This window comes from Providencia sp. PROV261, assembly GCF_028477945.1.
GTDB classification, from domain to species: domain Bacteria; phylum Pseudomonadota; class Gammaproteobacteria; order Enterobacterales; family Enterobacteriaceae; genus Providencia; species Providencia stuartii.
The window spans coordinates 22,867-40,998 of sequence record NZ_JAMPMC010000010.1 but is presented as its reverse complement, the minus strand read 5'-3'; the positions used below and the strand labels follow the sequence as shown (position 1 = coordinate 40,998).

General features: G+C 41.7%; 15 protein-coding genes, 1 pseudogene and 1 other annotated feature. Of the genes and pseudogenes, 7 read left to right on the top strand and 9 right to left on the bottom strand.

Annotated features, from left to right (window positions below; translation table 11 throughout):
• Positions 1-128 precede the first annotated feature (128 nt).
• Positions 129-1,850: a SulP family inorganic anion transporter gene (locus PR675_RS06070; RefSeq protein ID WP_040133199.1), complete on the top strand. Its 1,722-nt coding sequence runs from the start codon at positions 129-131 to the stop codon at positions 1,848-1,850.
• A gap of 72 nt (positions 1,851-1,922) precedes the next feature.
• On the opposite strand, the gene PR675_RS06065 is transcribed toward PR675_RS06070, so the two are convergent.
• Positions 1,923-2,675 carry a YciC family protein gene (locus PR675_RS06065; protein ID WP_004920220.1) on the bottom strand — a complete coding sequence of 251 codons (753 nt, stop codon included), beginning with the start codon at positions 2,673-2,675 and terminating at the stop codon, positions 1,923-1,925.
• 415 nt (positions 2,676-3,090) lie between these two features.
• On the opposite strand from PR675_RS06065, the gene ompW reads away from it, so the two are divergent.
• Entirely contained in the window at positions 3,091-3,729 is a 639-nt protein-coding gene (gene ompW / locus PR675_RS06060) for an outer membrane protein OmpW (protein WP_014656056.1), read from the top strand.
• Between the two features lie 319 nt (positions 3,730-4,048).
• Here ompW and PR675_RS06055 read toward each other — a convergent pair whose 3' ends face one another.
• The 6 genes and pseudogenes from PR675_RS06055 to PR675_RS06030 form a co-directional block, all read right to left on the bottom strand.
• Positions 4,049-4,363, bottom strand: a complete 315-nt coding sequence (locus tag PR675_RS06055; RefSeq protein ID WP_004920212.1) for a BON domain-containing protein — start codon at positions 4,361-4,363, stop codon at positions 4,049-4,051.
• A gap of 227 nt (positions 4,364-4,590) precedes the next feature.
• Positions 4,591-5,397 (bottom strand): tryptophan synthase subunit alpha, encoded by an 807-nt coding sequence (gene trpA, locus PR675_RS06050; protein ID WP_014656055.1) that lies wholly within the window; start codon positions 5,395-5,397, stop codon positions 4,591-4,593.
• Positions 5,397-6,587, bottom strand: a complete 1,191-nt coding sequence (trpB, locus tag PR675_RS06045; RefSeq protein WP_014656054.1) for a tryptophan synthase subunit beta — start codon at positions 6,585-6,587, stop codon at positions 5,397-5,399. The genes trpA and trpB overlap by 1 nt, the downstream gene beginning before the upstream one ends.
• An 80-nt stretch (positions 6,588-6,667) precedes the next feature.
• Complete coding sequence (gene trpCF, locus PR675_RS06040; RefSeq protein ID WP_060561049.1) at positions 6,668-8,029, bottom strand: bifunctional indole-3-glycerol-phosphate synthase TrpC/phosphoribosylanthranilate isomerase TrpF; 1,362 nt, start codon at positions 8,027-8,029, stop codon at positions 6,668-6,670.
• Between the two features lie 2 nt (positions 8,030-8,031).
• Positions 8,032-9,661: pseudogene (gene trpD / locus PR675_RS06035) on the bottom strand (bifunctional anthranilate synthase glutamate amidotransferase component TrpG/anthranilate phosphoribosyltransferase TrpD).
• The gene (locus tag PR675_RS06030; protein WP_036940367.1) at positions 9,661-11,235 is read right to left on the bottom strand and encodes an anthranilate synthase component 1; all 1,575 of its coding nucleotides are present in this window, start codon (positions 11,233-11,235) and stop codon (positions 9,661-9,663) included. The pseudogene trpD and the gene PR675_RS06030 overlap by 1 nt, the downstream one beginning before the upstream one ends.
• A gap of 27 nt (positions 11,236-11,262) precedes the next feature.
• Positions 11,263-11,363: a sequence feature (Trp leader region), on the bottom strand.
• Between the two features lie 168 nt (positions 11,364-11,531).
• Between PR675_RS06030 and rnm the strand changes: the two genes are divergently transcribed.
• From rnm to PR675_RS06010, 4 genes are all read left to right on the top strand, one after another.
• Positions 11,532-12,404: an RNase RNM gene (gene rnm / locus PR675_RS06025; RefSeq protein ID WP_060561048.1), complete on the top strand. Its 873-nt coding sequence runs from the start codon at positions 11,532-11,534 to the stop codon at positions 12,402-12,404.
• A 269-nt stretch (positions 12,405-12,673) separates the two neighbouring features.
• Positions 12,674-13,294, top strand: a complete 621-nt coding sequence (locus tag PR675_RS06020) for an L-threonylcarbamoyladenylate synthase (protein WP_004920184.1) — start codon at positions 12,674-12,676, stop codon at positions 13,292-13,294.
• Between the two features lie 140 nt (positions 13,295-13,434).
• Positions 13,435-14,352, top strand: a complete 918-nt coding sequence (gene rluB, locus PR675_RS06015) for a 23S rRNA pseudouridine(2605) synthase RluB (RefSeq protein WP_014656052.1) — start codon at positions 13,435-13,437, stop codon at positions 14,350-14,352.
• Between the two features lie 385 nt (positions 14,353-14,737).
• Complete coding sequence (locus PR675_RS06010; RefSeq protein ID WP_131728126.1) at positions 14,738-15,427, top strand: hypothetical protein; 690 nt, start codon at positions 14,738-14,740, stop codon at positions 15,425-15,427.
• 46 nt (positions 15,428-15,473) lie between these two features.
• On the opposite strand, the gene cobO is transcribed toward PR675_RS06010, so the two are convergent.
• Positions 15,474-16,064, bottom strand: a complete 591-nt coding sequence (cobO, locus tag PR675_RS06005) for a cob(I)yrinic acid a,c-diamide adenosyltransferase (RefSeq protein ID WP_004920176.1) — start codon at positions 16,062-16,064, stop codon at positions 15,474-15,476.
• 5 nt (positions 16,065-16,069) lie between these two features.
• Positions 16,070-16,834: a YciK family oxidoreductase gene (locus tag PR675_RS06000; RefSeq protein WP_060561047.1), complete on the bottom strand. Its 765-nt coding sequence runs from the start codon at positions 16,832-16,834 to the stop codon at positions 16,070-16,072.
• A 178-nt stretch (positions 16,835-17,012) separates the two neighbouring features.
• Here PR675_RS06000 and sohB point away from each other — a divergent pair, with 178 nt between their 5' ends.
• Entirely contained in the window at positions 17,013-18,059 is a 1,047-nt protein-coding gene (sohB, locus tag PR675_RS05995) for a protease SohB (protein WP_014656049.1), read from the top strand.
• Positions 18,060-18,132 lie beyond the last annotated feature (73 nt).

Sequence of the window (18,132 nt, the reverse complement as noted above, 5' to 3'; positions counted from 1 at the left end):
TTTGTTACCAATCATATTTGCACTATTTTACTTTTATTTGAGATAAGTGATAGATAATCTTTAATATATCGGATATATATAGTATTTATAATAATTTAACTCATTAATTTTTAGAGAGTTTTCCGACAATGATAAAGGCGAGACTGTTTGTCTGGATGCCCGGCTTAGAAACGTTATTTAATTATCGTTTTGCTGATTTTGGTCCTGATATAAAAGCGGGGTTATCGGTTGCTGCAGTCGCTTTGCCTGTTGCAATTGCGTACGCCGAACTCATGGGAATAAACGCGATTATAGGGTTATATGCCTGTGTTTTTCCAATGATTATCTACGCATTATTTGGCACATCTAAACAGTTAATTATTGGTCCCGATGCGGCGACTTGTGCGGTAATCGCTGCGGCGGTCAGTCCTTTAGCTATGGGGGATGATGCGACGCGATGGCAATTGATAATTGTCATGAGTTTGATGACAGGGATTTGGTGTTTAATTGCCGCACGATTTAGGTTAGGGACTTTTGCTGATTTTTTATCACGACCTATTTTGCAAGGGTTATTAAATGGAGTCGCATTAACTATTATTGTCAGCCAGATAGGGAAAGTATTTGGTATTACTCAGTTACCGAGCGGTTTTATTGAACGTTTGGTGGCGTTTCCTACCGCACTATTAGATAGTCATATTCCTACGTTACTGATGTCAGTTGCGACGCTCGCGGTTATCATTGTGATCAAAAAAGTACGTAATCTGTGGCCATCACTATTAATTGCAATGGTTTTGGCAACCTTGGTCAGTTATGTATTTAATATTGAAAAATATGGTATCAGTATTGTAGGGGATTTAGGTGAGGGGTTACCTTTTATTCCAATGCCGCAGTTTGATCCTGGTTTAATGCGTGACCTGATCACTCCGTCACTTAACTTAGCCGTTATTAGCTTTGTTAGTTTTATGATGACGGCAAGAAGTTTTGCAAGTAAAAATGGCTATTCTGTCGATGCCGATCAAGAGTTACGAGCATTGGGAATGGCAAATCTCGCCTCAGCGTTGTCACAAGGATTTGCTGTAAGTGCCGCCAGCAGCCGTACTGCCGTTAATGATATGATGGGGGGTAAAACCCAACTCGTCTCTATTGTTGCGGCGTTAGCTATTTTAATCGTACTTTTATTTTCGGTTGATCTATTAGAGTACATCCCAATGCCAGCGTTGGGAATGGTACTGGTTGTATCGACATGGTCACTACTTAGTTTTCGTAATATTTTATCGATGCGTAAACGTAATAAGCAAGCCTTTACACTGAGCATTTTTACGTTAGGTGCAGTGCTGGTGGCAGGGTTGATTAACGGCGTGGGATTGGCAGTTTTACTGGGGTTATTACAATTTATCAGAGTTATTTTTCGCCCAACAGACCAATTGTTAGGGGTCGATGACCAAGGAATGTTGCATTCGATTTCTAAAGATAATGGCGTTCAACCTGTTGAAGACGTGCTTATCTACCGGTTTAACTCTCCATTGACCTATTTTAACGTTAACTATTTTAAAGAGCGTTTAAATAAGCATTTGGATAACCAGCCTAAACGTCCTGCATGGGTGATTGTCGATGCTGCTGTTAGTTTCACTCATAATGATGTGAGTGTTTTTTCGGCCTTGAACGATATCGTGACTGGATTAAAGGCAAAAGGAGTGACGTTAGTACTCGCGGGGAGAAGAACATCAATCAACAGTTGGCTAGAGAAAAATAAAATTAGTCGCTCAGATGATGATCTGTTAGTCGTACCTGATATCTATTTTGCTATCCGTTTGATCCAAAGTAAGCAACAAAAACAGATAAAAGAGATGGAAGAACAAGTTACGCTCTAGTTTCGATTTAAAATGAAAAACTGCACCTAATAATAACTAGGTGCAGTTTTTTTATGGTGCCAGTGAACAACACTATTTGAGGTTCACCAGCATATATAGGCGGAAAAAATAAAGCAGGACAAAGGCTGCAATCAGGTTATTGACAAAAAATGAAATCCCGTTAGATACGATATAATTCAGTTCAAACATATTAAAAAGTAAAGCGATCAGCATTTGTGATGCTAGCCAAATCATAATCATAGGTAAGATGATACGCCAATTTGCATAGGCTATTTTCCAGCTTTTACCTATTGCGCTAAATGGACTCACATTTTCGCTGATTAGCACGGCAGGGGCTAAGGAAAAGCCAATTGCAAGAAGAACCCCAGGAACGATAAACAAGTTAATCCCTATCTGCACAAGCAAAGAGCAAATGAGGACGAGTAAAAAAATAGAAGGGATTTTTGGCAATGATGAGGATAGGGCTTGCATAGCAGTAATATCTTCACCACGTGAAAGACGGTTGATATAGGATAAAACCCCACAAATTAATATGGTGCTACCTAAGATAGTGGGGAGGAGTGTACCAAAGAAAACATGGATGATCGCATTTTTTTCTTGATCTGTCATATTTTCCAACCAGTATTGGGCGCCCTGACTCCCTACTTCAGTGAGTTTTTTAAGAGATTCAAGATAAGTCACAAAGAGTTGTGGATCGGGTATCAATATAGCGTAAATAATAACGCTCACAACAGCTGCTAACAGCGCTATTGTGAATAGGCCACCTAACTGATTTTTGAAAAAATTCACACTATCATTGATGAGTGAGTTGGCCGAAATGGACATGTAACTGCTCCTATCTACAAACGGGATAAAATTTTAGCTGATTGTAACTGAGTATCTATCGCATAGGTAGAGAAAGATCAGAAAAGACTGGGGGTGAGCAAAAAAGGAGCAGTCAGCGTGAAGGCTGATTAGCAAAGGCGATTTCATTTATTTTTACTATCTTTATTAAGGGATATTTTAAATACAACTTTAAGTGGTGTGTTAAATTTAAAAGCGAGGTAATCAATTCTTATTTTAAAGTATATATAACAAAAATTGATTTACATCAAAATCAAAAAAATTATAAATGGAATAATAAATTCAACTTAGTCAGATTAGGTTATCTTTATTAAAAGATGTGATCTTGATTTGAACATTAAATAAAATTAAACGGTATATTTAAACCAAAATAATAAACACAGGAATGGGATTAATAATGAAAAAACTCACTGCGCTTGTCTTAGCTGCCGCAACGCTTGCACCAGCTGCTTCATTTGCTCATGAAGCTGGCGATTTTATTTTCCGTGCAGGTACTGCAACTGTCCGTCCGAATGCAGGCTCTGATGATGTATTAGGTGGCCTAGGTCATTTTAATGCAAATAATAATACTCAATTAGGGCTGACATTCAGCTACATGGTTACCGATAATATCGGTGTGGAATTATTAGCTGCAACGCCATTCGAGCATAAAGTTAGTTTAGGTGAATTAGGCAATATTGCGACAGTTCATCATTTACCACCTACTTTGATGGCACAATATTATTTTGGTAGTAAAGAAGATAAATTACGCCCTTATTTAGGTGCAGGTATTAACTATACTTTCTTCTTTGATGAGAAATTTAATTCAGGGGCAAAACAGCTGGGCTTGAGTGACCTTGACCTGTCTAGCTCTTGGGGCTTTGCAGCGCAAGCCGGTATGGACTACATGCTGACTGAAAATTGGATGTTAAACGCCTCTCTTTGGTGGATGGATATTGATACGGATGTTAAATTTAAATTTAACGGCGCTCAACAAAAAGTTGATACTCGCCTTGACCCATTCGTATTTATGTTTGGCGTAGGTTATCGCTTCTAATCGAATTTGCAGGATGCATAATAGGCAGATGCCTAACTTGAAATGGAATGTAGTAGTAAATCCGAGAATATTTATTCTCGGATTTTTTTGGATATAAATTAGGAATAATTTTTTAACTAAAAATGTAATTTATCTATTATACGATTTCATAGAAAATAATAACCTCTATTTTTTATAACGATAAAATAACAAAATACCAACAATTGTTAATGTATTAAAGTAACGTAATTATTATTTTTAGGAAATATGTAAGATATATTTCTGATATAAATATCAGCCCAATTTGAGCTGATATTTATAATGGTTGATTGATGATGTATTAGCGGATTTTCATTGAGTCAATGACAGATTGGACGCCTTTTACTTTTTTAGTGACCTCTATGGCTTTATTTGCATCTGCTTTAGAATCGACAAAGCCACTTAATTGCACGCGTCCTTTAAAGGTTTCAACACTAATCTGAGTTGATTTTAGGTTTTTCTCAGCCAGTAGGGCAGATTTTACTTTAGTCGTAATGACAGTATCATCAATGTAGCCACCGGTGCCTTCAGATTTATCGGTTGGTGCACAAGCAGCTAGCGTGAAAGCCATAAAGAAAGCGACAAGTAATGCACTAACAGATTTGAATAGTTTCATCCTTTATCTCCTAACGTGTCAAACGCCAAAATACGTGATGGTTAAGTCATCCAACAAGATCTTATCAGCATAATAAACAATGATTACAATTAGTTTCTCGCTGATAATTTTAGTATCAGTAGAAAGTGGAAAAAATTCAACTTATAGACGCCCGTAATGGCAAATTAAAATCGTAAATAAAAAACGCCATACAGGATATGGCGTTTATCGAGGGTGGGGGTATTTCGCTATTTTTGTGTTGCTGCCTTCATTTTTGCCACGAACTGGGTAAGTTCTGCCAGCATAATATCAGGGCGATGAAGATTATTTTCGATAATTTTAACCACGGCAGAGCCTGAAATGGCACCAGCTGCGCCATTAGCGATTGCCTCGCTAACTTGAGATGGTTCAGAAATACCAAATCCTTGTAGTGGTGGTGCTGCCTGATACTCATTTAACCGACTAATTAAGTTAGTCAATGGTGTCTCAGCACGTTTTTCTGTTCCTGTCACTCCTGCTCTTGATAATAAGTAAGTATAGCCCTGGCTATATTCACCAATTTGCTTGAGTAATGGCTCATCAGCATTTGGCGGGCAAATAAAAATAGGCGCAATACCATGTGCTAAGGCAGACTCGCGAAAGGGCTTTGACTCACGCATAGGAACATCTGCGACCAATACTGAATCGACACCAGCTTGTTGACAACGTGAATAAAAGTTATCGATACCATTACTAAAGACCAAATTGGCATAGACAAGTAAGCCAATGGGCATATCAGGGTGTTTCTGCCTTATCCGAGCCAAAAGTTCAAAGCACAATGTTGGGGTAATATCACTTTTAAACGCCCTTAAATTCGCATTTTGGATAGTAGGACCATCAGCGAGAGGATCGGAGAAAGGAATACCAATTTCTAATGCATCAGCGCCACCAGCAATTAGGGCATCTACAATTTTTAAGGATAGCTCAGCGTCAGGATCGCCTAATGTTACGAACGGAACGAAAGCACCTTGGTTAACGCGGTTCAAGCGTTCAAAAAGTTGAGTATAACGTTCCATTAGATTTCTCCCTTACTTTTTAAAATATCATGTACGGTAAAAATATCTTTATCGCCACGGCCAGAAAGGTTCACAATCAGTAATTGTTCTTTATTTGGCTCTTTTTCCGCGAGTTTTAGTGCATACGCTAATGCATGTGATGATTCTAATGCAGGGATGATACCTTCCTTACGTGATAGCAATTTAAAGGCCGCTAAGGCTTCATCATCGGTAATGGAAACATAATCCGCTCGCCCAATACTGTTTAAATGTGCATGCTGTGGTCCAACAGATGGGAAATCAAGCCCAGCGGAAATAGAGTAGGACTCTTCAATTTGCCCTTCATCCGTTTGCATCATCGGTGACTTCATACCAAAGTAGATGCCGACGCGACCATGCTTGAGTGGTGCACCGTGTTGGCCTGTTTCGATACCCAAACCCGCAGGTTCCACACCGATAAGGCGCACATTTTCTTCAGGAATAAATGATGCAAAGAGGCCAATTGCATTTGAGCCGCCACCAATACAAGCGATCACGGCGTCAGGCAGCCTTCCTTCTTTTTCGAGTACCTGTTGTTTTGCTTCATCGCCAATCATACGCTGAAAATCACGGACAATGGTTGGATATGGATGTGGGCCTGCCGCTGTTCCTAGCAAGTAATGCGCCTTATCATAACTGCCAGACCAATCTCTAAGCGCTTCATTACAAGCATCTTTTAAGGTGGCTGAGCCACTGTGTACAGGGATCACTTCCGCACCCATTAGCTTCATACGGAAAACATTGGGTGATTGGCGCTCAACATCTTTTGCCCCCATATAAATACGGCACTTCATATTAAGCAAAGCACACGCTAGAGCGGTTGCGACGCCATGTTGACCTGCACCCGTTTCAGCAATAATTTCTGTTTTACCCATTCGCTTAGCTAATAATGCTTGGCCTAATACTTGGTTAGTTTTATGTGCGCCACCATGAAGTAGATCTTCACGTTTTAGATATAGTTTCGTTTTAGTGCCTTCGGTTAAATTCCTACAGAGTGTTAATGCAGTAGGGCGACCGGCATAATTTTTAAGGAGATCATGAAATTCTTTAATAAATGTCGGATCGTTTTGAGCCTCAATAAAGGCATCTTCCAGTTGGTTAAGGGCTGGAATTAAAATCTCAGGAACATATTGTCCACCGAATTCACCAAAGTAGGGGTCTAATTTACTCATATTATTATTCGTCTCTTGATGTCATGCTATTCATATTCAATTTCAGTTCTTAGTCACTATTGCGCTACTTTTCTTGATGATTAGAGTGCTAATGAACTGAAAACTTGATTCAGTTTTTTCTCGCTTTTGATGCCCGGTTCAGTTTCAACGCCTGAGTTAAAATCCAATCCATTGCATAATAGTATCGCAGCCTGACGGCAATTGTCGGCATTTAAGCCTCCTGCAACCATCACGCGAAATTGGCTGCTATTTGGGATCTTGCTCCAATCGAAAGTTTGACCACTGCCGCCACGACCATTATCAAGTAGCAGCAAATCAATCGGTTGCCCATCAAACTGGCTGAAATCAGGTTGTGACATATTGACGGCTTTCCAGATTTCACAATGCTCAGGTAAATGGCTACGTAGATTTTTCACATAATCGGCATCTTCATGACCATGGAGCTGCACTGCTGATAAAGCCAGCTGTTCGACCATATGGGCAACAAAATCAGCAGATTGGTCACGGAAAACACCAACATATTGTAGTGGAGCGGCATGTATTATCTGCCTTGCTTGTGACAGGGTCACTTTTCGCGGGGAGTTTTCAGCAAAAATTAAGCCGCCGTAAGTTGCTCCCGCAGCAAGGGCGGCTTGCGCATCTTGGCTTCGGGTTAGGCCACAAACTTTATGTTCCCCAATTAATAATTTTTGCAATCCTTTGTTAAGATCGGCTTGCTCCATTAAAGCACTACCAATCAGAAAACCGTTGGCAAACTGGCTCAAAGATTGAATGTGCTGGTGGCGGTGAATGCCGGATTCACTAATAATAATGGTGCCTTCTGGCAGACGCGGTGCCAATTCGCGGGTACGATTGAGGTCGATTGATAAATCGCGGAGGTCACGATTATTAATGCCAACAACTCGCGCTTTTAGTTTTATGGCTCGCTCTAACTCTTCTTCGTTACTCACCTCAGTCAGTACACCCATATTCAGTTGGTGTGCGACTTCTGCAAGTGCAATGTACTGCTCATCACTCACGACAGAGAGCATCAGTAAAATAGCATCGCCTTGATAATATCTCGCAAGGTAGATTTGGTATGGGTCAACAATGAAGTCTTTACACAAAACGGGCTGCTTAACCGTACGACTGACAGTGGTCAAATACGCCATATTCCCTTGAAAATACTTTTCATCGGTTAAGACGGAAATAGCTGACGCATAGGGTGCATAAATGTTCGCTATGACGGCAGGATCAAAATCTTCCCTAATTAGCCCTTTTGATGGTGATGCTTTTTTGCATTCCAGTATAAATACAGGGCGTTTTGCGGACAGTGCTTCATAAAAACGACGGCTCGATGGGAGCACTTTATCAATAAAGCTGTCTAAAGGTTGTTGTTGTTTACGCTCTTCCAGATAGATTAGCTTATCATCAACAATTTTTTGCAGTACGGTTGCTTTCATCTTTATTGGTTCCTTGAAGCGAGCGCAGTGACGCGATCAAATGCAGCACCACTACGAATAATATTTAGAGCGTGTTCACTATTGGCTTTTAGGTCTTCATAACCATTGATCCGCATTAGCATGGCGACATTGGCTGCAACGGCGGCTTCATGTGCAGGCTTTCCGTGACCCTGTAACAAATTACTTAGCAAAATTCGATTTTCATCTGGCGTTCCGCCTTCTAAATCAGATAGCTGATAAGCTTGCAACCCAAAATCGTCGGCATTGAGCTGATAGAAAGACAGAGCGCCTTGGTTTAATTCTGCAACTTGCGTGGTTGCATGAAGAGAAACTTCATCCATTCCACCACTGTGTACCACAGCTGCACGAGTAAAACCAAGCATTTGTAACGTTTTTGCTACAGGTTCAATTAATGACGCTTGATACACACCGATTAATGCAATAGGCGGTCGTGCAGGGTTAATTAATGGGCCTAACACATTGAATAACGTGCGTGTCTTTAATTGAGAGCGTACAGGAGCCGCATGACGGAAACCGCTGTGGTATTGAGGTGCGAATAAAAAGCAAACGCCTAATTCATCCAATGCGTCACGCGCACTTTGTGCACTTAAATCTAATGAAATACCAAAAGCAGCGAGTAGATCAGATGAGCCGGAACGACTAGAAACGCTACGGTTACCGTGTTTTGCGACTTTGATCCCCGCTTGAGCGGCAACAAAAGCACTCGCCGTTGAGATATTGATGCTATTGGCACCATCACCGCCAGTACCGACGATATCACTAAATGGGTAGTCAGGGCGTGGAAAAGGTTGTGCGTTTTCTAAGCACGCTAAAGCGGCTCCTGCGATCTCTTCGGGTTGTTCACCTCGCATTTTCATACTGACGAGCACTCCAGCCAATTGGGCTTCCGTTAATTCACCGCGAATAATGCCATTAAAGAGCTGTTGGCTTTCTTGTTGTGTTAATGCTTGTGCACGGAATAGTTTATCGAAAATAGTTTGCATAATAGAGTCTCTTCCCTGGTTAAAATGATGGTGTTGTTGTGCCAATCGATGCTGAAAGCGCCCATGCAACGGTTTGTTCCAGTAAAATAGCCCCTTGAGTTGTTAGGATAGATTCGGGGTGGAACTGAAAACCGCAAACACGATCACTGTCATTGCGAACAGCCATAACCATGCCGTTAGATTGTGCACAAATTGTCAGTTTTTCAGGGATTTGGCTGCCGACCAAAGAGTGATAACGCGCAACGGGAATTGGGTTATCGAGACCATCAAACATCGCTTGTTGGTCATGGGTGGCCATGGATGATTTACCATGCAAAATTTCTCCAGCAGAGGAAACATGCCCGCCATAGGCTTCAATAATCGCTTGATGCCCTAAGCAAATACCTATCACTGGTAATTTACCGATCACTTGCTGAAGGACCGCTGGCATGCAACCCGCGTCACTTGGCTTCCCAGGTCCCGGTGATAACACCAGCAAAGGGGAATCCATGTTATTGAGGACAGATAGAATACGTTCTGCGCTGACGGTATTGCGATAAATGACCACTTGATGGCCCCCTGAGCGCAATTGGTCAACGAGGTTGTAAGTAAAGGAGTCAACATTGTCGAGTAATAGTATGTTAGCCATTAAAATAACTCCTCTGCTTGGTGTGCTTGGGCAATTGCGCGGATCACTGCGCGAGCTTTGTTACGTGTTTCATCGGCTTCGCCTTGCGGGGAGGAGTCTAAAACGACACCTCCGCCCGCTTGTACCGTAGCAATACCATTTTCCACATAGGCTGAGCGGATCACGATGCAAGTATCAAAATCCCCTTTACCAGTAAAATAGCCTACAGCGCCACCGTAAGAGCCTCTGCGCTCCTGCTCATATTCAGCAATTAATTGCATAGCGCGAACTTTGGGCGCTCCGGTCAGCGTGCCCATATTCATACACGCTTGGTATGCATGAAAGATATCGAGATCTCTGCGTAGTGTGCCAACCACCTGTGATACTAGATGCATAACAAATGAATAGCGGTCGACTTTTGTGAGGTTTGCAACATAGCGACTACCAGGCTCACAAATACGCGCTAAGTCATTACGGGCTAAGTCGACTAACATGAGGTGTTCAGCTAACTCTTTTTGGTCAGTACGCATAGAAAGTTCGATGCGGCTATCAAGATCTAAGTCAATCGCTCCCGAGGCATCACGACCACGAGGGCGAGTTCCTGCGATAGGGTAGATCTCAACTTTGCGGTCACTTGCACTGTATTTCAATGCGCTTTCAGGTGATGCGCCAAACAGTGAAAAGTCCTGATCTTGCATAAAAAACATGTAAGGACTCGGGTTTTGTGCCTTTAACTTTTGATAAGCAATTAATGGGTAAGGACAAGGCATTGAAAATTTCCGTGATGGCACGACTTGGAAAATATCACCACGATAAATGGCTTGTTTCATTGCATTGACTACCGCACCGTATTGCTGATCATTTTTGTTGGTTTCAACGTGAAATTGTTCCGTTTTCCCTAATGGAAGAGGTGATAAGAACGGACGGCATGCCGCTATCAGCTCGTTGTGACGTTGTGTGACCGTTTCTACATGGCTATCCACAGTCGAAAAAATAGCGCTCTTTAGGCGTGCCGCTTGATTTTGATGGTCGATCACTAAATAGTGTTCTGCGACAAAAAAACAGTAATCAGGGCAATTATTTATCGTTTTCACTTCAGGAAGTGATTCAAAACTGGCAATTAAATCATAGGCAAATAACCCACCGACAAATAGGTTTTCAGATTTTTGTGAAGTCGCTTGAGCCAATGTTGGCAATAAACGCAATACATCTAAGCATGATGCGCTTTTTAAGCGGCTGTCTTCGTCAAGATCACCATTCGGTTGGCTAAATGTCATCGTCAAATGTTGTGCTGATAGTTCATAATGTTGAGCTTTATCAGCTAGTTGTGTTGCGATGACTGGGAGTAATTGAGCACCATTTTCAGTCAATGCTTCAACGTCTACCCGTTGACCAAATGCACGAATGCGTAGCGCACTTTCGACAATCAATAGGCTTTGTAAATTGGCTTTGCTGTTGATCTCTGCCGACTCCAGTAACATAGTTGCTGGAATGTCGTGGCACAGGTGATGAAACAGCAATGTTGGATCTTGCTGATAGTTAATTGGACTATCCAGAAAACTAAAATGTGCTAATGTTGTGTTTTGGTTATTCATTTTATTGCCTTTTAACAGTTTTTAGACATAAAAAAACCCGCGGGTGAAGGCGGGTTAGGCACTTAGGCATATTTAATCTATGCGTGTGCGGCATCCGCCCAATTTGGGAAGTTGCGCCACCAACGATTTGATAGATTAAGAATATTCATACAGTGCCTCTCTGGATAATCACATTAATACGGGTCAGTAACTTGTCTCGTGTACTAGTAAACTGGATCGCGTGAGTTGTGTCAAGCGGTTTGTTATTTATATTTAGGAAAAATATCCAGAAACGGGAAAAAGGAGTGAAATAGGCTATGTCACAATTTTCGAGCCCATTAATGACCCGATATGATTTACATTGCCATACTCAGGCTTCTGACGGTGATTTGTCGCCCATTGAGGTTGTTGAGCGAGCAATTGAGATGGGGGTTAACGTACTTTCTATTACTGACCATGATACCTGTGAAGGTGTTATTGAGGCTCGTGAATACCTTTCACACGCACAACGCCCTTTAACCTTGATTAATGGCGTTGAAATTTCCACCTTATGGGAAAATATTGAAATTCATATTGTGGGATTAAATTTTTCACTTACAGCATCTGCAATGGTTGAGCTATTAGAGCGGCAATCGGTATTACGGGTCGAGCGCGGAAAGGAGATTGGCCGTCGCCTACAAAAAGCAGGTATAGCGGATGCATGGGAAAATGCGTTAGAAATAGCCCAAGGTGGACAAGTCACCAGAGCGCATTTTGCTCAATATTTGGTAAAAACGGGGAAAGAGAAAACTATCAGTAACGTTTTTAAGCGTTATCTATCAAAGGGGAAAACGGGCTATGTTCCGGCAAAATGGTGCACCATTGATGAGGCCGTTAAGGTGATCCAGCAAGCTGGGGGCGTGGCTGTACTCGCGCATCCCTCGAAATATCAACTTTCGAATAAATGGCTGAAACGCTTGATAGCTTATTTTAAACAGTGTCAGGGGGATGCAATGGAAGTGTCTCATTGTCAGCAACCTGCCAATGAAAAGCAGTATCTAGATGAACTTGCACAATCCGCGAATTTAAAAACGTCAATGGGCTCCGATTTCCATCGTCCATGTTCGTGGATTGAACTTGGGCGTAACCTGTGGCTGCCTGATGATCAACGGGCGGTTTGGACATTATGGGACGAAGTAAAAACGACATAATGCGTTGATGTATAATAAATGCGGTGTAAAATATAACAGTGATACTTCAATTTGGGTTGAGTGTGCAGTGGGAGTGATATACCGAGCACGATGCTAGCCACATAGTTATCCTCTCGATATTCTCATTTCCAGTGAAACAACCTGAGTGATTTGGAAAGTCATTAAAGTAGTGCGTCTTTTTAGAGATGTGTTTTCTTATTGTAAATAGATAGTGCCATTTTAAGGTTTTTACCGGATGATGCTGTCAATACTAAAGATCAGAGGTCTGTATGAGTCAGTTTTTTTATATCCATCCGGATAATCCCCAAGCTCGGTTAATCAACCAGAGTGTTGAAATTTTAAATAAGGGCGGCGTTATCGTTTACCCAACCGATTCTGGGTATGCAATAGGCTGCCGGTTGGAAGAGAAAGAGGCATTGCAGCGTATTTGTCGCATACGTCAACTTGATGCCAACCATAACTTTACTTTGATGTGCAGAGATCTCTCTGAGCTATCAAATTATGCACATGTTGATAATACGGCATTCCGGTTAATTAAAAATAATACGCCCGGCAACTACACGTTTATTCTGCGCGGAACTAAAGAAGTGCCTCGCCGCTTAATGAATGAAAAACGTAAAACCATTGGGTTAAGGGTTCCGTCTAATCCTATCGCTCGAGACCTCCTTGAAGCTGTTGGTGAGCCATTAATGTCAACCAGCCTCATTATGCCGGGGGATGACTTTACGCAGTCAGATCCTGAAGAGATCCGTGATTTACTCGGTAAACAGGTCGATTTAGTTATCCACGGTGGTTACATTGGTCAAAAACCCACAACAGTAATTGATTTCACGGATGATAGCCCAGTTGTCGTTCGTGTCGGTACTGGTGACCCATCTCCTTTCGAATAAGCGATAATCATCGCGGGTCGATTAATAATAGGGCATCCTCATAAACCTGTGTATAATACGCAGGTTTTCCAATTCGTTATTTTTCGTCACTGTGTACGAAAAACTATTTGACGCCTGTGAAGGCGACATTTGAGGGTTATATGAGCGCTAAACCGCAAAAAACTGAGAAGCTACAAAAAATTCTTGCCCGCTCTGGGCATGGTTCCCGTCGTGAAATTGAAACTTTTCTAAAAGAAGGGCGCATTAGTGTCGATGGTAAAATCGCGACGCTAGGTGATCGTATTGAAGTAAAACCGGCGACTAAAATTAGATTAGATGGTCGGATATTAGCGATAAAAGAACCTGAAAAAGAGATCTGTCGTGTCATGGCTTATTACAAGCCAGAAGGTGAACTGTGTACTCGCCATGATCCAGAAGGTCGCCCGACAGTATTTACGCGTTTACCAAAACTTGTGGGAGCTCGCTGGATTGCGGTTGGTCGCCTCGATGTGAACACAAGTGGGTTATTACTGTTTACTACCGATGGTGAACTGGCTAACCGTTTAATGCATCCAAGTCGCGAAGTTGAGCGTGAATATGCTGTTCGTGTATTTGGGGAAATCACTGATGCAAAAATACGTCAATTAACTCAAGGCGTTCAGCTTGAAGATGGCCCGGCCGCATTTAAAACGGTTTCTTTCCGTGGCGGTGAAGGGATGAACCAATGGTATAACGTGACCTTAACAGAAGGGCGTAACCGTGAAGTACGCCGTTTGTGGGAAGCCGTTGGGGTCCAAGTCAGCCGCTTGATCCGGGTGCGATACGGTGATATTGACCTGCCTAAAGGTCTGCCGCGTGGTGGCTGGACTGAGTTAGGCTTACAACAAACCAATTACCTAAGAGAGTTGGTTGGGCTTGAAGCTGAAACAGAAACTAAGGTGGCTGTTGAACGAGACCAACGACGTATCAAAGCAAACCAGATCCGTCGTGCGGTTAAACGCCATTCACAAGTAGCAGCAAGGCCTGCGTCTAAACGTCAATCATCTCGACCAACAGCAAAGCGTCGTACACGCATTTAATGACTTTGGCTTGTGTTGATTTATCGAAAAGGTTATAGAGTTATCTATAACCTTTTTTATTAGTTTTGGTTATGTATTTGTCACAAAATGATACAAACTCATTTGAGAATATTCTGTGTTTAAGTTACCGTTATGATGTAAAGGAATAAACAAAGGTAAATTATACTACATGTTTAGTTTTCGATTAATAAAGGCGTTGATGATACTTTGCTTAAGCGTAATGATTAGTGGATGTGATAATAATCAAAGCATAATATCAGAAAGCGGGCGTTTTTATTTTACGAATGATACATCAGATAGTTTCATTTTTTTTATGGATTACCATCCGATTGTTGTTCCTAATCAAAGTGTGGGAAGCCTCTTATTGAAGCCTGGTGTCCACGTTATGATAACGACGACGGGTGAACCTGTTCAGTTTATTGTTTACCCAGGCAATAAAGGTGGCATTCTCAACCCAACTCAGCAATTTTATTACGCGTACAATTATGTGTATGGGACAGAAGGGATCCCATCACTTCACCATCTGAACAAACAATCGCTGGTGGTGGGTCACTATCAACTCAGTGGTAGAATAAATAGCAGTAACGATTATATCATTGATAATAATGTGTTTAACTGTGATATTCCAGTTGGTGAACAAGCACCAGAAGCGCTATCAAGCTCGGCTGCCGTTAGCCAAGTAAAAACGAAGTGTTTAACACATAAGGAGCTGACTGACCTAATCCACCGTGGCGATGCCTTTATATCACAATTAATGGTGAAAAAAGTGCCTCATGGTGAAAAGCAATCGGTCACAGTGCATTTCGATTACCCACTCACGACACCTAATTTTACCGATGAAGTTCTGCAAATGTATGCACAAGAAGTGGTTGGGTTGGTTAATAGTTTTCGTCGCTCTTTAGACCCACAACGAAAACAGTTCTATTATAACGAATACCACAATAAAATTTCACACATGGCAGTGATTTATAGCCAAATGAGAAATGATGGCACGGCATTACTTGAAAAATGCAAATATGCAGAGTTTATGCAGCAAACCCGAGCGATCTTCGGTGCCGGCATTCTGATGATGTAATTAAATTGCCGATACACAGTTGCTATGTATCGGCAGATGAATACGATTACCAGTCAATCCCTTTTTGTGCTTTTATTCCAGCATCAAAAGCATGTTTCACAGGGCGCATTTCAGTAACGGTGTCAGCTAAAGTAAGCAGTTCGCGGTGACAGCCTCGCCCAGTAATAATCACTGATTGGTGCTCAGGGCGATCAGTTAATGCGTCTATAACCTCTTCCAATGGCAGATAGTCATAGCTAATCATATAGGTGATCTCATCAAGTACCACTAAATCGATGGATGGATCAGCCAGTAACCGCCGCGCATATTGCCATGTATCAAGGCAAGCGAGAGTATCAGCTTCTTTGTCCTGAGTCTCCCAGGTAAAACCGGTAGACATGACATAAAAAGGAACGCCGTGAGGCTCTAATAATTCTCGCTCACCATTATCCCAACTGCCTTTAATAAATTGCACGACAGCGGCTTTTTGTCCATGACCGACAGCACGGCATACTGTACCGAACGCTGCTGTTGTTTTACCTTTGCCGTTTCCTGTAAAAACTAGCAAGATACCTCGTTCGATTTGCGCAGATTCAATTCGAGCATCAACCTTTTCTTTCAAACGTTGTTGACGCTCTTCATGCCGGCTTTGAGACATAAAAATTACTCCGTTGTTTTAACATTTTGAGCGGGTTGAGCGTCAAAACTAATGCCTGTTTTACGCAAGCTATCATTACTCATAAGATATAAGTAAATTGGCATAATGTCGGCTGGTGCTTTGATAGTCATTGGATCTTCATCTGGTGCTGCACTGGCACGCATACTGGTGCGAGTACGCCCTGGATTGATACAGTTAACACGCAAGCCACTGTTTTTATACTCTTCGGCAAGGATCTGCATTAAGCCTTCAGTGGCAAATTTAGAAACGGAGTAGGCTCCCCAGTCTGCACGGCCTTTTTTACCGACGCTGGAACTGGTGAAAACGAGCGATGCTGTTGGTGCTTTCAGTAATAAAGGCAACAGCACTTGAGTTAACATAAACGACGCATTGACATTAACTTGCATAACGTCATGCCATAAATCGACAGGTTGTTCGATAATTGGGGCAACAACCCCTAAAAGACCTGCATTATGCAATACGCCATCTAGATAAGGGTGTTTTTTAGCAATATCGTTGGCTAACTCAACATATTGTTCATGAGGTGCTGTCAACAAGTCAACGACATAGATATCTGCGGCCTTACCGGTTAATGTTTCGATTTCTTGGCTAACGGCTTCAAGTTTATGCTGTGTCCTACCGACTAAAATCAAAGAGGCGCCGAAGCGAGCATAGGTTAATGCGGCTTCACGGCCAATTCCATCACCGGCCCCAGTAACCAAAAGGGTTTTGCCACTTAAAAGGTCATGTTTAGGTTGATAGTGGAGCATGGTATTTTTCCTATCCTATTTGTTAACAGTTACGATATCATCTCATTGATTGATGCTATTGGCTAATGTAGCGTAGAAATTTAAGTAAGATTACGATAGAAACGACGTTATTTTACTGGTTGTTTAATAGCAATCATGAGACTATTTTTATCAAGATAAATATGAGAAGGATGATTTTGTGGAGTATTTCTCTCTGTATGGACTGTTTTTGGCAAAAGTCGTCACAATAGTCGTTGCAATTATTGCTTTGGCTGTTTTTGTTTTTGGTGTCGGAATGCGTCGCCAAGGTGGGCGAGGTGAATTGAAAATTACCGACTTAGGGGAACGTTATCGAGAACGCCAGCGCCAAATGCAGCAAGTAAAAATGAATGATTCTGAGCATAAAGCTTGGGTAAAAGCCTTTAAAAAGCAACAGAAAGCAAAGGCGAAAAGTGAAAAAGCAGGGGCAAAAGCAGGCCAATCAACGGTCAAAAAACCGTGTTTATATGTCTTAGATTTTAAAGGCAGTATGGATGCTCGTGAAGTCGGCTCTTTAAGAGAAGAAATCAGCGCTATTCTAGCCGTGGCGGAACAAGACGATGAAGTTTTGCTGCGTCTTGAAAGTCCTGGGGGCATGGTACATGGATACGGCTTAGCGGCATCACAGCTTTCCCGTTTAAAAGAAAAAAATATTCCGTTGACTATCGCGGTTGATAAAGTGGCCGCAAGTGGCGGTTATATGATGGCGTGTATTGCGTCGAAGATTGTTGCGGCTCCATTTGCCATCATTGGTTCTATTGGGGTAGTTGCACAAGTGCCAAATATTCACCGTTTATTAAAAAAACATGATGTAGATGTTGAATTGCATACGGCGGGTGAATACAAACGCACATTAACTATGCTTGGTGAAAATACCGAACAAGGACGTAAGAAATTCATCGAAGATCTGAATGAAACTCACGAGTTATTTAAACAGTTTGTGCATCATAATCGTCCATCATTAGATATTGACGCGGTGGCTACTGGAGAATATTGGTATGGTACTCAAGCACTTGATAAAGGCTTAATTGACCAAATTGGCGTGAGTGACGATATTATTATTTCAGCAATAGAGACTAAAGAAATCATCAGTATTCGCTATACACAAGGTAAAAAGATGTTAGAACGTTTTACGGGTAGCATGTCTGAAAATGTTGATAAATTGTTATTGCGTTGGTGGCAGCGCGGGCAAAAACCTTTTATGTAATTAAATTAAGATTCGGTTTTCTCGCAAAAAATAGATTTCGTAACTATCATTAATTACCGGCGCTTAGCCGGTA